The sequence below is a fragment of the Streptomyces roseolilacinus genome (assembly GCF_014649335.1).
GTDB classification, from domain to species: domain Bacteria; phylum Actinomycetota; class Actinomycetes; order Streptomycetales; family Streptomycetaceae; genus Streptomyces; species Streptomyces roseolilacinus.
Map to the genome: position 1 here is coordinate 72,128 of NZ_BMSV01000002.1, position 12,683 is coordinate 84,810.

At 74.5% G+C, this 12,683-nt stretch carries 13 protein-coding genes; 7 read left to right on the forward strand and 6 right to left on the reverse strand.

The genetic code is table 11. The features are described from left to right. Positions 1-32: 32 nt before the first annotated feature. Positions 33-1,478 carry a glyceraldehyde-3-phosphate dehydrogenase gene (locus IE106_RS04595; RefSeq protein ID WP_189530100.1) on the reverse strand — a complete coding sequence of 482 codons (1,446 nt, stop codon included), beginning with the start codon at positions 1,476-1,478 and terminating at the stop codon, positions 33-35. Positions 1,479-1,676: 198 nt separating this feature from the next. Here IE106_RS04595 and IE106_RS04600 point away from each other — a divergent pair, with 198 nt between their 5' ends. Beyond that, positions 1,677-2,120 (forward strand): RrF2 family transcriptional regulator, encoded by a 444-nt coding sequence (locus IE106_RS04600; RefSeq protein WP_189530102.1) that lies wholly within the window; start codon positions 1,677-1,679, stop codon positions 2,118-2,120. A gap of 81 nt (positions 2,121-2,201) precedes the next feature. After that, the gene (locus IE106_RS04605) at positions 2,202-3,395 is read left to right on the forward strand and encodes a globin domain-containing protein (RefSeq protein ID WP_189530104.1); all 1,194 of its coding nucleotides are present in this window, start codon (positions 2,202-2,204) and stop codon (positions 3,393-3,395) included. Between the two features lie 71 nt (positions 3,396-3,466). Here IE106_RS04605 and IE106_RS04610 read toward each other — a convergent pair whose 3' ends face one another. Next, on the reverse strand, positions 3,467-4,711 hold the full coding sequence (locus tag IE106_RS04610; protein WP_189530105.1) for a cation:proton antiporter: 1,245 nt from the start codon (positions 4,709-4,711) through the stop codon (positions 3,467-3,469). A 3-nt stretch (positions 4,712-4,714) separates the two neighbouring features. Continuing rightward, positions 4,715-5,185: a cation:proton antiporter regulatory subunit gene (locus IE106_RS04615; RefSeq protein WP_189530107.1), complete on the reverse strand. Its 471-nt coding sequence runs from the start codon at positions 5,183-5,185 to the stop codon at positions 4,715-4,717. A gap of 273 nt (positions 5,186-5,458) precedes the next feature. Between IE106_RS04615 and tatA the strand changes: the two genes are divergently transcribed. After that, a complete protein-coding gene (tatA, locus tag IE106_RS04620; protein WP_189530109.1) occupies positions 5,459-5,656 on the forward strand; it encodes a Sec-independent protein translocase subunit TatA in 198 nt (65 codons plus the stop codon). 202 nt (positions 5,657-5,858) lie between these two features. On the opposite strand, the gene IE106_RS04625 is transcribed toward tatA, so the two are convergent. Together IE106_RS04625 and IE106_RS04630 are read right to left on the reverse strand one after the other, a co-directional pair. After that, a complete protein-coding gene (locus IE106_RS04625) occupies positions 5,859-6,950 on the reverse strand; it encodes a glutamate--cysteine ligase 2 (RefSeq protein WP_189530111.1) in 1,092 nt (363 codons plus the stop codon). Positions 6,951-6,964: 14 nt separating this feature from the next. Beyond that, a complete protein-coding gene (locus IE106_RS04630) occupies positions 6,965-7,483 on the reverse strand; it encodes a DUF6328 family protein (protein ID WP_373295915.1) in 519 nt (172 codons plus the stop codon). 445 nt (positions 7,484-7,928) lie between these two features. Here IE106_RS04630 and IE106_RS04635 point away from each other — a divergent pair, with 445 nt between their 5' ends. From IE106_RS04635 to IE106_RS04650, 4 genes are all read left to right on the forward strand, one after another. Then, a complete protein-coding gene (locus tag IE106_RS04635) occupies positions 7,929-8,345 on the forward strand; it encodes a CBS domain-containing protein (protein WP_189530113.1) in 417 nt (138 codons plus the stop codon). A gap of 118 nt (positions 8,346-8,463) precedes the next feature. Continuing rightward, entirely contained in the window at positions 8,464-9,480 is a 1,017-nt protein-coding gene (locus IE106_RS04640; RefSeq protein WP_189530115.1) for a DUF72 domain-containing protein, read from the forward strand. Next, positions 9,468-9,611 (forward strand): hypothetical protein, encoded by a 144-nt coding sequence (locus tag IE106_RS04645; protein ID WP_189530117.1) that lies wholly within the window; start codon positions 9,468-9,470, stop codon positions 9,609-9,611. Before IE106_RS04640 ends, IE106_RS04645 begins: the two co-directional genes overlap by 13 nt. A gap of 209 nt (positions 9,612-9,820) precedes the next feature. Beyond that, entirely contained in the window at positions 9,821-11,182 is a 1,362-nt protein-coding gene (locus tag IE106_RS04650) for a serine hydrolase domain-containing protein (RefSeq protein ID WP_189530119.1), read from the forward strand. Between the two features lie 141 nt (positions 11,183-11,323). Here IE106_RS04650 and IE106_RS04655 read toward each other — a convergent pair whose 3' ends face one another. Beyond that, positions 11,324-12,625 (reverse strand): PucR family transcriptional regulator, encoded by a 1,302-nt coding sequence (locus IE106_RS04655; protein WP_189530121.1) that lies wholly within the window; start codon positions 12,623-12,625, stop codon positions 11,324-11,326. Positions 12,626-12,683: the final 58 nt, after the last annotated feature.

Consider the following 12,683-nt stretch of genomic DNA (forward strand, 5'->3'; position numbering starts at 1 on the left):
GGCGGGGCGGCGGCGCACGGTGCCCGTCGGGGTCAGACGGCCGGAGCCGGGTACGTCGGGTACTCCACCCCGGAGACGTGCTGCACGACGCGGATGACCTGGCAGGAGTAGCCGAACTCGTTGTCGTACCACAGGTAGAGGATGGCGTTGTCGCCGTCCACCTTGGTGGCGCCGGCGTCCACGATCGACGCGTGGCGCGAGCCGATGAAGTCGCTCGACACCGCGTCGGGGGCGGTGATGAAGTCGATCTGGCGCTTCAGCGGCGAGGTCAGCGACACGTTGCGGAGGTAGTCGAGGACCTCCTCGCGGGTGGTCTCGCGGCCGAGGCGCAGGGAGAGGATGGCGATCGAGACGTCCGGGACGGGGACGCGGATCGAGCTGCCGGTGATGGGCGCCTTGAGGTCGGGCAGCGCCTTGGCGACGGCGGAGGCGGCGCCGGTCTCGGTGATGACCATGTTGAGCGGCGCGGAGCGGCCGCGGCGGTCGGCCTTGTGGTAGTTGTCCAGCAGGTTCTGGTCGTTGGTGAACGAGTGGACGGTCTCCACGTGGCCGCGCAGGACGCCGTACTCGTCCGCCATCGCCTTCAGCGGCGGGACGATCGCGTTGGTGGTGCACGACGCGCAGGACAGGACCGTCTCGTCCGGCTTGATCGTGTCGTGGTTGACGCCGTGGACGATGTTCGGGACGTCGCCCTTGCCCGGCGCGGTCAGGACGACCTTGGCGACGCCCGGCCGCAGGTGCTGCGACAGGCCGGCGCGGTCGCGCCACTTGCCCGTGTTGTCGATGAGGATGGCGTTCTTGATGCCGTACGCCGTGTAGTCGACCTCCGACGGGTCGTTGGCGTAGATCACCTTGATCTCGTTGCCGTTGGCGACGATGGTGCTGGTCGCCTCGTCGACGGTGATCGTGCCCTGGAACTGGCCGTGGATGGAGTCCCGGCGCAGCAGCGAGGCGCGCTTGACGATGTCCTGGTCACCGCCCCGGCGCACGACGATGGCCCGCAGCCGCAGCCCGTTGCCGGAGCCGGTCTTCTCGATGAGCAGGCGGGCGACGAGCCGGCCGATGCGGCCGAAGCCGTACAGGACGACGTCGCGGGGCTCACGGCGCTCGATCTTGTCGGCGCCGGTCGCGCCCGCCACGGACTCGGCGGTGAACTCCTCCACCGACAGGCCGCGGGTGTCGGCCCGGTACGTCGCGGCGAGCATGCCGATGTCGATCTGCGAGGGACCGAGGTCGAGCGTGGTGAGGGCCCGCAGGAACGGCAGCGTCTCGGTGACCGACAGCTCCTCGCCGGCGATCTGCCGGGCGAACCGGTGCGTCTTGAGGATGCTCACCACCGACTTGTTCACCAAGGACCGGCTGTGGAGCAGGACGGTGACGTCCCGCTCCCGGTGCAGCTTCCCGATCATCGGGATCATCGACTCCGCGATCTCCTCGCGGGTCTTCCAGTTGGTGAACGAGTCGTCTTTGACAGTCACAGGCTTATCTTTCGAGCTAGGCGGTGCTCATATGCTAACCACACGCCAGTTTGATCAATCAATCGGCCGGTCGAACGGGCCCCCGGGGGACCGGAGGGCGAGCGGAGCCGCCGCCGGCCCCGCGTCCCGGTCCGCGGCGGTCGACGAACCGCCTCCTGAACACGCATCCGAAATGCGTCTTTGCTAGCGTCCCGGGGCGTGAGGCTGACGAAGTTCACGGACCTGGCGCTGCGCGCCGTCATGCGGCTCGCCGTCCTCGAGGGGGACGGATCGCCGACCACCCGCGAGGTGGCCGAGGCCATGGGCGTACCCGCCGCCCACATGGCGAAGGCGGTCACCCGGCTCCGGCACCTCGGCGTGCTGGAGGCCCGCCGGGGGCGCGGCGGCGGCCTGGCGCTGACCCCGCTCGGGCGCGGGGCCTCGGTCGGCTGGCTGGTCAGGGAGCTGGAGGGGGACGGGGAGGTCGTCGCCTGCGAGGGCGAGGCGCCCTGCCCGCTGCGCGCCGCGTGCCGGCTGCGTTCCGCGTTGCGCGACGCGCAGGAGGCCTTCTACGCCGCGCTCGACCCGCTGACCGTGGCCGACCTGGTGTCCTCGCCCACCGGGCCGGTCCTCGTCGGCCTCCTCGGCCGCCGCCCCGGCTGACCCACCCCGGCGGCCCCGGCGCCGGGGCCGCCGGCCGTCTTCGTTAATGCGAAGATCACTTACCTGTTTGAGGAGTCCACCGTGCTGTCCGAGCAGTCCGCCCCGGTCATCCGCGCCACCCTGCCCGTCGTCGGCGCCGCCATCGGGGAGATCACCGAGCTGTTCTACGCGAAACTGTTCACCGACCGGCCCGAACTCCTGCGGGATCTGTTCAACCGCGGCAACCAGGCCAACGGCGACCAGCGCAAGGCGCTCGCCGGTTCCATCGCCGCCTTCGCCGGCCTGCTGCTCGAACACCCCGGCACCCGCCCGGACGCGATGCTCTCCCGCATCGCCCACAAGCACGCCTCGCTCGGCGTCACCTCCGAGCAGTACGAGCTCGTCCACCGGCACCTCTTCGCCGCCATCGCCGACGTCCTCGGCGACGCCGTGACCGAGGAGGTGGCCGCCGCCTGGGACGAGGTCTACTGGCTGATGGCCAACGCCCTGATCGCCGTCGAGACCCGGCTCCGGCAGGAGGCCGGCACCGCCGAGGGCGCCACGTGGCGGCCGATGGAGGTCGTCGAGCGGCGCGAGGAGACCGCCGACGCGGTGTCCCTCGTCCTGCGCCCCGCCGACGGCACGCCCGCCGGCGCGTTCCGCCCGGGGCAGTACGTCGGCGTCCGGGTCGAACTGCCCGACGGCGCCCGCCAGATACGCCAGTACAGCCTCTCCTCCGCTCCCGGCGACGCGCGGTGGCGGATCACCGTCAAGCGCGTCCGGGGCGGCGCCGGGCCGGAGGGGGAGGTGTCGTCGTGGCTGCACGGGCACGTCCGCGCCGGTGACGTCCTCGGCGTCTCCGCGCCGTTCGGCGACCTCGTCCTGCCGGACGGCGACGGGCCGCTGCTGCTGGCGTCCGCCGGGATCGGCTGCACGCCGATGCTGTCCATGCTCCACCACCTCGCCGCCGCGGGGGCCGACCGCCCGGTGACCGTGGTCCACGCCGACCGCACCCCCGCCGACCACGCCCACCGGGAGGAGCACCGCCGCCTCGTCCGGGCGCTCCCCGGCGCCCGGCTGCACCTGTGGTACGAGGAGCCGGGCGAGGACGCGGAGGCCTCCCGCGGCCTGGCCGACGTGGCCGCGCTCGACCTGCCGGAGGGCCTCACCGCGTACCTGTGCGGCCCGCTGCCGTTCCTGCGCGCGGTGCGCGGCGGACTGCTGCGCCGCGGCGTGCCCGCCCGGGCCGTCCACTACGAGGTGTTCGGCCCCGACCTGTGGCTCGGCCGCGCCTGAACCGCCTCGCCGGGCCGGCCGCGGCGCCCGGCCCGGCGGGGCGCCCCGCGGCGGCCCGCCGGGCGGGTGGTTCAGGCGCGGCCCGCCGTGCCGTCCTCGACCGGGTCGAGCATCTCCTCGCGCGGCGGCGTGGGCGCCGCGGCCGTCGCCGTGCGGCGGCGGAGCGAGCCCAGCCGGGTCGCGACCGGCTCGGTGTAACGGGCCGTCAGCGGGCCCAGGACGACCAGGATCAGCACGTACGCGGTGGCCAGCGGCCCGAGGGACGGCTCGATCCCGGCCGTCACGGCCAGCCCGGCGATGACGATGGAGAACTCCCCGCGCGCCACCAGCGTGCCGCCGGCCCGCCAGCGGCCCCTGACGGAGATGCCGGCGCGCCTCGCCGCCCAGTACCCGGTCGCGATCTTCGTGCCGGCGGTCACCACGGCCAGCGCGAGGGCCGGCAGGAGGACCGGGGGGATGCTCGCGGGGTCGGTGTGCAGGCCGAAGAAGACGAAGAACACCGCGGCGAACAGGTCCCGCAGCGGGCTCAGCAGGTTGTGGGCGCCCTCCGCGACCTCACCGGACAGGGCGATGCCGACCAGGAACGCGCCGACCGCGGCGGACACCTGGAGCTGCTGGGCGATGCCCGCCACCAGCAGCGTCAGCCCCAGTACGACCAGCAGGAGCTTCTCCGGATCGTCGCTGGACACGAAGCGGGAGATCAGCCGCCCGAAGCGCAGCGCGAGGAACAGGACCAGACCGGCCACCCCGAGCGCGACGGCGAGCGTGAGGCTCCCCGCGGCCAGCCCGACACCGGCCAGCAGGGCGGTGATGATCGGCAGGTACACGGCCATCGCCAGGTCCTCCAGGACCAGGATGCTCAGCACGACCGGGGTCTCCCGGTTGCCGAGCCGGCCCAGGTCGCCGAGGACCTTCGCGATGACGCCCGAGGAGGAGATCCAGGTGACCCCCGCCAGGACGACCGCCGCGACCGGGCCCCAGCCCAGCAGCAGGGCCATGGCGGCGCCCGGCAGCGCGTTCAGCGCGGCGTCCACCAGGCCGGCCGGGTACTGGGTCCTGAGGTTGGTGACCAGGTCGGTGGCGGTGTACTCCAGGCCCAGCATGAGGAGCAGGAGGATGACGCCGATCTCGGCGCCGATCGCCACGAACTCCTCGCTCGCGCCCAGCGGCAGCAGCCCGCCCGTGCCGAACGCCAGCCCCGCCAGCAGGTAGAGGGGGATGGGGGAGAACCTCAGTCGTCCGGCGAGGCGCCCCAGCAGGCCGAGGCCCAGGATGATCGCGCCGAACTCGATCAGGAAGACAGCGGACGAGTGCACGTATCACTCCCTTCCGAGGATCGCGGCGGCGGCGTCCACGCCTTCGCGGGTGCCGATGACGATGAGGGTGTCCCCGCCGGCGAGCCGGAAGTCCGGCCCCGGCGAGGGGATGGCGTCGGCCCGGCGCAGGACGGCGACGATCGACACGCCCGTCTCCGTCCGCATCCGCGTCTCCCCGAGGTGCCGCCCGCACCAGTGCGACGTCGAGGACAGCTCGATGCGCTCGGCCACCAGCCCGAGGTCCGTCGTCGACAGGAGGCTGGGGCTGTGGTGCGAGGGCATGAGGGCGTCGATCAGCGCCTCCGCCTCGGGGGCCGTCAGTTTCACGGACAGGGCGCACTCGTCCGGATCGTCCCGCCGGTACGCGCTCAGCACACGGGTCCCGTCGCGCCCGGCGACCACCGACAGGCGGCGGTCCTCGCGGGTCGTGAGGTCGTAGCGGACCCCGATGCCGGGCAACGGCGTACTGCTCATCCGTGGAGCGTGCACGGTGGATCTCTCCTTGGGCGTGGCTGGGTGGGGGCGTTTTGACGATTACTTTACCTGGGCAACTAATAGGGTGATTCCCGGGCGTGCGGGGAATTCCCGGCGTCTCAGGCGCCCGCCCCGCCGGGGGTGTGTGATCGCGTGCGATCCTGTGCGATTCCGTGACGGCCCCCTTGCCCGCCGTACACGTTCGGCGGTTACGATCCGAAGGGTCACGGCCACAGGCGCTCCGGCGCGGGGCCCGGTCGGAAGGTAGGGAACATGGGAACGTTCAGCGTGTGGCACCTCGCCATCGTGGTCGGAGTCGTCGTCCTCCTCTTCGGCAGCAAGAAGCTGCCCGAGGTGGCGCGCTCCCTCGGCAAGTCCGCCCGGATCCTCAAGAGCGAGGCCGCCGCGATGAAGGCCGAGAACGGCAAGCCGGAGGAGACGCCGCCGCCCCCGTCCCGCCCGGCCTCCTGAAGCCCGCCGCCCCCGGTCCGACCCCGGACCGGGGACGGCCCGTGCGCCGCCGGCCGGCGCACCCCCCCTCCCGTACGGGAGAACGGGGACGGCGCGGGTCGGGCGGCATCCGTACGGATGCCGCCCGACCCGCGCCGTCCCCGTGTTCGGCGCCCGCCCCCCCTGCGGGGCGCGGGCGCCGGCCGGGCCGCCGTGCCGGGGCTCAGGCCAGGGTGCGGCGGACGCACTCGGCCACCACGGACCGCAGACTGCCCGTGCGGTGCAGCAACTGCCGCTGGACGCGGGCGCCGTTGCCGTTCTCCAGGAGGTCGGCGAGGGCCTTCTGGGCGGCCACGGTGTCGCCGTTCTCGTCCAGCGCGTCCCGTACGTGGTCGAACAGGGCCCGCACCACCGCCTCCGCCGGGGCGGGGCGCATCGTCACCGGGTGGACCAGCTCCCCCTCCAGGCCCGACCGGGCCGCCCGCCAGCTCGCCAGCCGCAGCAGGGCCACGCCGTGCCGCGCCGGCGGCACCCCGTCGCGCCACTCCCGCGCGGCCGTCTCCACCAGGCCCCGGATCAGGGTGGCCAGCAGGACCGTCGTCGACGGGTCCAGGCACACGTCCGCCACCCGGATCTCGACGGTCGGGTACGCCTTCGACAGGCGGGCGTCGAAGTACACCATGCCCTCGTCGAGCAGCGCTCCACTGGCGATCATGTCGGCGACCTGCTCGTGGTACCGGTCCGCCGACCCGAACACCTCGACGGGCCCGGCCGACGGCCAGCGCCCCCACACCCGGTTGCGGTAGCTGCCGTAGCCGCTGTCCTCGCCCTGCCAGAACGGCGAGTTCGCGCTGAGCGCCAGCAGGACGGGCAGCCACGGGCGGATCCGGTCCAGGACGCCCACGCCCTCCTCGTCGGACTCCACCGACACGTGGACGTGGCAGCCGCACGTCAGCTGCTCCTGCGCGGTGAGACCGAAGTGCTCCTTCAGCCACTGGTGGCGCCGGTTGGTGCCGATGGTGGGGCTCACCTCCAGCGGCGACGTGGCCAGGGCCGCGACGGACGCGTCGACGCCCTCGGCGTGCCGGGCCGCCTCCGCCCGCCAGCGGCGGATCTCCTCCTCCAGGTCCCCCATGTCCGTCTGCGGACTGGTCGCGAACTCCAGCTGCTGGCGCTGCAGCTCGCTCTCGAACACCTCCTCGTTGCCCAACGGGTCGCGTGAGGCCGCCGCCAGGACCGCCGCAGACAGGGCGCGTGGCTCCCCGTTCTGACGGTCCACCAGCAACAACTCCTCCTCGACACCCACACTGCGCACGCGAATCACCTTTCTCAGCTTCGAACAGAGCGCCGCGCGAACCGCCGGGCGGATCGGCGGCGCAACCACAGGGGGAGGACGTACCAGCACAGCGCGAACCAGAGCATCACCCCGCCCACCAGCAGGTCGGCGAGGAGTCCGGGCACCACGACGTGGAGGATGAGCAGCAGGGTGCAGCCGATCGTCAGAGCGAGCAACACCATGCCGCACATCATCAGCTTGTGCGCGGTGCCGACCATCTCGTCCTTCATCCGCTGCCCCGACAGGAACCGGTGCAGGGACACCGGCGCGATGAGGGTGGCGGTGGCGGTCGCGCCCAGCACCACGGTGATCACGTAGATCACGCGGTCGGCCATGGCCAGGTCCCGGAACAGGGGCGTGAACGCGACGCTCAGCAGGAAGCCGAAGAGGATCTGCACGCCCGTCTGGGCCACCCGCGTCTCCTGCAGGATCTCGTTCCACCTGCGGTTGACCCGGTCGCGCGCGGTCTCCGGCGGATCGGGCTCCGCGGCGCACTCCGCCTCCGCGCCCACGGCCGCCGCGGCACGTTCCGCCTCCGCGGGCACGGCCGCCGCGGTGGCCGGGACGATCAGGGCGGCCGCCGTGGCGGGCCCGTCCGCGCAGGGCGCGCCCGCCGGGTCCGGCCCGAGGGGTATCGCGGCCCCGGCGGGGTGGGCTCCGGCGAGTCCGGCGCTCTTCGCACAGGAGGGGCACGTCCCTCTCGGGGGGCGGCGTCCCGCCGGCCATCCGAGAGGCTGCTCCGTCATGGTCATGGCGTCGTCCTCCGTACTAGGGGACGTCCGTGTGCCCACTCCGTACCGAAGCATGCCGACCGGCCGAACGGGTTGCGAATCCCCCCGAACAGGGTTAGTCGGACCGGATCTCGGGGGACCCGTGTTGCGTCAGAGACCCACCCGCCGGCCACGACGCCGGCGGGTCCGGGTGCAAGGGCGCAACACGGAGGAGGATCGTCACACCATGACGACGGCACGAGAGATCATGACCGAGGGCGCCGAGTGCATCGGCGAGGACGAGACCGTGCTCGAGGCCGCGAAGAAGATGACGGAACTCGGTGTGGGGGCCCTGCCCATCTGCGGGACCGACAACAGGCTCAAGGGCATGCTCACCGACCGCGACATCGTCGTGAAGGTCCTCGGAGCGGGCAAGGACCCGGCCGACTGCAAGGCCGGTGAACTGGCCCAGGGCGAGGCGGTGACCATCGGTGCCGACGACGACGCGGACGAGATCCTGCGCACGATGACGCAGCACAAGGTGCGCCGGCTCCCCGTCATCGACGGGCACGACCTCGTCGGCATGGTCGCCCAGGCCGACGTCGCCCGGGCGCTCCCCGAGCCGAAGGTGGGCGACCTGCTGGAGGCCCTGTCCACCGACTGACGACCCGGCGAACCCGCCGACCACGGGCCCCGGCCGCCCCGCTCACGCGGCCGGGGCCCCTCCTCGCCCGCGCGCGGGCGGGGACGACGACGCCCCGGGCAGGGGAGGAGGGCAGGCCATGGGCGACATCATGGTCGGAACGTGCTCGTGGACGGACCCGGCCCTGGTCTCCAGCGGCTGGTACCCGCCCGGGAGACGGGACGCGGAGGGACGGCTGCGGCACTACGCGGACCGGTTCCCGGTGGTGGAGGTGGACTCCGCCTACTACGGCCTGCCCAGCGTCCGCAACAGCCGGCTGTGGGCGGAGCGCACCCCCGACGGGTTCCGCTTCGACGTGAAGGCGTTCTCGCTGCTCACCGGCCACCCCACGCGTCCCGCCGCGGTGCCCGCCGACCTGCGGCCCGCGCTCGCGCGGCACGGCCGTGCGCGCGGCGCGACCGCCGACCCGGGCCTCCTCGACGAGGTCTGGCACCGCTTCGGCGCGGCGCTCGAACCGCTGCGCGAGGCGGGCCGCATGGGGGCGGTGCTGTTCCAGCTGCCCCCGTGGGCGGCCCCCGGCGCGCAGGTCCGCGCCTTCCTGGAGGAGTGCCGGGAGCGGACGGCCGGGTGGCGGGTGGCGGTCGAGTTCCGCCACCCCGGCTGGTGGGCGCAGGACGAACGGGCGCGCACGGCGGCGTTCCTCGGCGGCCTGGACCTGGCCGCCGTCGCCGTCGACACGGTCCGCGGCCTGGCGGGCTCGCTGACGCCCGACGTGCCGGTGACCGTCCCCGCCCTCTCCGTCGTACGGTTCCACGGCCGCAGTGCTGCCTGGGGGACCGGCAGCAAGGAGGACCGCTTCCGCCACGACTACACGGCGGCCGAACTGCGCGAGTGGGCACCCCGGATCCGCGCGCTCGCCGACCGCGCCGCCGAGGTGCACGTGCTGTTCAACAACTGCTGCGGGGACGCCGCCGTACGCGCCGCCGAGGCCATGCGCGGCATCCTCGACGACGAGGCGGCGGAGGAACCGTCCCGTACCGACGCACATGGGAACGGCCCCACGGGGCAGACGCGTTCACACACGATCGGCTCGGACCGGCGTGACACGCCGTCCCCGTCCGGAACCGGTACACAGGAGGTGTCATGTCGCAACTGATGAGGCGCATCAAGAGGTTCAGCCGCAGCCCGCAGGGCCGCAGGCTCATCCACACGGCCCGGCGCGCCGCCCTGGACCCCCGTCGGCGCACGCGCAGCCGCGGGCTCCTGGGCAGGCTGCGCCGTCACTGACGGCGCACCGCGCCGCGGCCCCCGACGGACGGCGACCCGTCGGGGGCCGCGGCGCGTCCGCGCCCGGACCGGGGCCGTCCGTCTGACAAATGTCACGGTCTTCTGTGCACGACTTCCTTCCGCGGGAGGAGGAGGGGGCCGGCGCGGCGACGTGAGGATGGGTGGGGGGCACGGATCCGTGCCCCCCACCGACCCTCGCAGGAGTGCCCATGGACCTCTCGTCGCGCCCCGCCCGCCGCGGGCTGCGCCTCGCCGCCGTCACGTCGAGCGCCGTCCTGCTGCCGCTGGCCGCCGGCACGCTGCCCGCCCAGGCCGCCCCCGCGACGATCACCGCGGCCGTCGCCGAGCGCCAGGGCCGCGGCCTCGACCGCGAGGCGCTGCGCGCCTCCCTCGACGCCCTCCACCAAGCCGGCATGTACGGCACGTACTCCGCCGTCCGTGACGGCTCGTCACACTGGCGCGGCGCCGCCGGCTACGCCGACGTCGACACGAAGCGCCCCGTGCGGCCCGGTTTCCAACACCGCGTCGGCAGCATCACCAAGACCTTCACCGCCGTCGCCGTCCTCCAGCAGGTCCACGAGGGCCGCGTCGACCTCGACGCGCCGATAGGCCGCTACCTGCCCGACCTCGTCCCCGGCGAGCGGGGCCGCCTCATCACGGTCCGGATGCTGCTCAACCACACCAGCGGCCTCGGCGACCACGTGCTCGGCGCCTTCCCCGGCCTGCAGGAGGACCCCGGCAAGGCCCTCGACGCCGGCCGCTTCCGCCACTTCGAACCCGAGGAGCTCGTCCGCCTCGGGCTCGCCGCCCCCTCGCCCGTGCCGCGCGGCACGTACGCCTACTCCAACACCAACTACGTCATCGCCGGGCTGCTGCTCCGCGAGGTCACCGGCCAGGAGCCGGAGGAGTACATCACCCGCAACGTCATCCGCAAGGCCGGGCTGCGCCACACGTACTTCCCCCGCACGCCCCGTCTGACCGGGCCGCACTCCAGGATGTACGAGTCGATGTACGGCTTCATCGACCCCGCCCGCGACTACAGCGTCTACGACATGTCCTGGGCCGGCGTGGCCGGGTCCCTCGTGTCCACCATGGACGACCTCGACTCCTTCTACCGGCAGCTCCTGACCGGCCGGATCCTCGGCCCCGCCGAGCTGCGCGCGATGAAGACCACCGTCCCCACGTACGAGGCGCCGCCCGGCCAGGAGGTCGGCATGCGCTACGGCCTCGGCCTGTACACGACGAAGCTGTCCGACGGCCGCTGGTACTGGGGCCACGACGGCGGGGTCTTCGGCGCCGGCACGTGGGCGCTGTCCACGGAGGACGGCCGCCGGCAGGTCGCGATCGGCATCAACCGGATGAAGTACCAGAGCATCGGCGACGACGGCTACCCGCAACCCCACGCGATCGACGCGGCGATGCTCCGCCACGTCGAGGGCGCCCTCGCGGACGCCCCGCGCGCGGCGGCCCCCGCCCGCACGGCGGAGCCCGCGCCCGCCCCGGCGCTCACGGCGCTGCCCACGGCGGCCGAGCCGCGGCCCTTCACCACGCCCGCCCCCGCGCGGCGGTGAGGCCGGTGCGGCCCCCGGGCACCCGCCCGGCGGTCCGCCCGCGCGGGCACGGGGAGACGGGGACCGCGCGGCCGGCGCCGCGGCGCCCCGTCGCCGGGTACGACGGCCCCGGCCCGATCCGCCCGGCGCCACCCCCGGGTCCTACGGGGCCCGGTGGAGGAGCAGGCGCCGGGCGCTGAGCGCCAGCGTCAGCTCCACCAGGTCGGCGGGGCGGCCCAGGGAGCGGCCGGTCAACTGCTCGCAGCGGCGCAACCGGTTGAGGACCGTGTTGCGGTGGCAGTACAGGAGGGCGCCGGCGCGGCGCGCCGAGCCGTCGCACTCCAGCCAGGCGGCCAGCGTGTCCAGCAGCAGGTCGCGGTCGGCCGGGGCGAGGCGCAGCAGCGGGCCGAGGACCCGCTCGGCGAGCGACGCGCCCAGTTCCGGCGCGGAGACGAGGAGGGCGGCGGGCAGGTGGTCGTCGAGCAGGACGGTCCCGCCGCCCTCGGGGCAGATGCGCAGCGCGGTGTCCGCCAGCCGCCGCGCCTCCCCCACCGAGGCGAGGCCCTCCACCACCGTCCCCACCCCGACGCGGGTGCCGGCGCCGCCCAGCCGCCGCGCGAGCGCGGCCGGGCCGCCGGGGAGGCCGCCCGCGCCGTCGCCCTCCTCGACGAGGACGATGCCGTACTCGGCGTCCGCCCCGACGTGCCAGTGCACCCGCGGGCCCGGCGCCGCGTCCGCCCCCGGCGGCCCACCCGCGGGGGCGCCCGCCCGCCCGCCGGCCGCGACGGCGACGACCGCGTACCGGCCCCGCTCCGGCAGCCCCAGCGCGGCCGCCGCCTCCGGCAGGTCCGCGATCCGGGTCGCGCCGTCGAGGAGCGCGCCGGCCACCAGCCGCAGCCGGTTCTCGCGCCGCCACGTCAGCTGCCGCTCCACCTGCCGGTAGGCCTCGGCGACCAGCGCGCAGTGCTCGTCGACGAAGTCCCACACGTCGCCGGCCACGTGCACCAGCAGCCGTACGTCCTCGGGCGCCTCGCGCGAGGTCTCCTCGACCAGCGCCTCCCACACGAGCGACCCGCCCAGCCGGAACGCGCGCAGCAGGGCGTCCGGCGGCATGCCCTGCTCGGCGCGCGCGGCCCCGACCCGCCACGAGGAGCGGCGCGCCGTCTCCCGCGCGGTCCGCGGGTCGAGCAGCGCGGCGACGCCGTGCCGCAGCGAGCGGTGCGCCTCCTGCCAGGTCTGGCCCGGGTCGGCCTCCAGGGCCGCCCGGTAGGCCGGTTCCCTCTCCCGCAGGAGGGCGACCAGGCGGTCGGTGAGGTCCGGCAGGTCGTCCAGGAGGGCGCGGGCCGCCCGGTGCACCACCGCGAGGGCCGCCCCGCGCCCCGTACCGGTCCTCGCGGCGGGGAACGGTACGGCGCGCGGCTCCCGCGGTGGTGCCGGAACGCGTGGTCGTACGGCGTTGCGCATGGTGTCCCTCCCCGAGGTCGGTCGGTTCGGGGGCCGGCGGGGCCCCTGCCGCCCAGGA

Coding starts and splice junctions, on each gene's coding strand:
- IE106_RS04635 (WP_189530113.1), top strand. CDS start 7,929: ATGACGACGGCACGAGAGATCATGACCGAGGGCGCCGAGTGCATCGGC.
- IE106_RS04640 (WP_189530115.1), top strand. CDS start 8,464: ATGGGCGACATCATGGTCGGAACGTGCTCGTGGACGGACCCGGCCCTG.
- tatA (WP_189530109.1), top strand. CDS start 5,459: ATGGGAACGTTCAGCGTGTGGCACCTCGCCATCGTGGTCGGAGTCGTC.
- IE106_RS04655 (WP_189530121.1), bottom strand. CDS start 12,625: ATGCGCAACGCCGTACGACCACGCGTTCCGGCACCACCGCGGGAGCCG.
- IE106_RS04650 (WP_189530119.1), top strand. CDS start 9,821: ATGGACCTCTCGTCGCGCCCCGCCCGCCGCGGGCTGCGCCTCGCCGCC.
- IE106_RS04645 (WP_189530117.1), top strand. CDS start 9,468: ATGTCGCAACTGATGAGGCGCATCAAGAGGTTCAGCCGCAGCCCGCAG.
- IE106_RS04615 (WP_189530107.1), bottom strand. CDS start 5,185: ATGAGCAGTACGCCGTTGCCCGGCATCGGGGTCCGCTACGACCTCACG.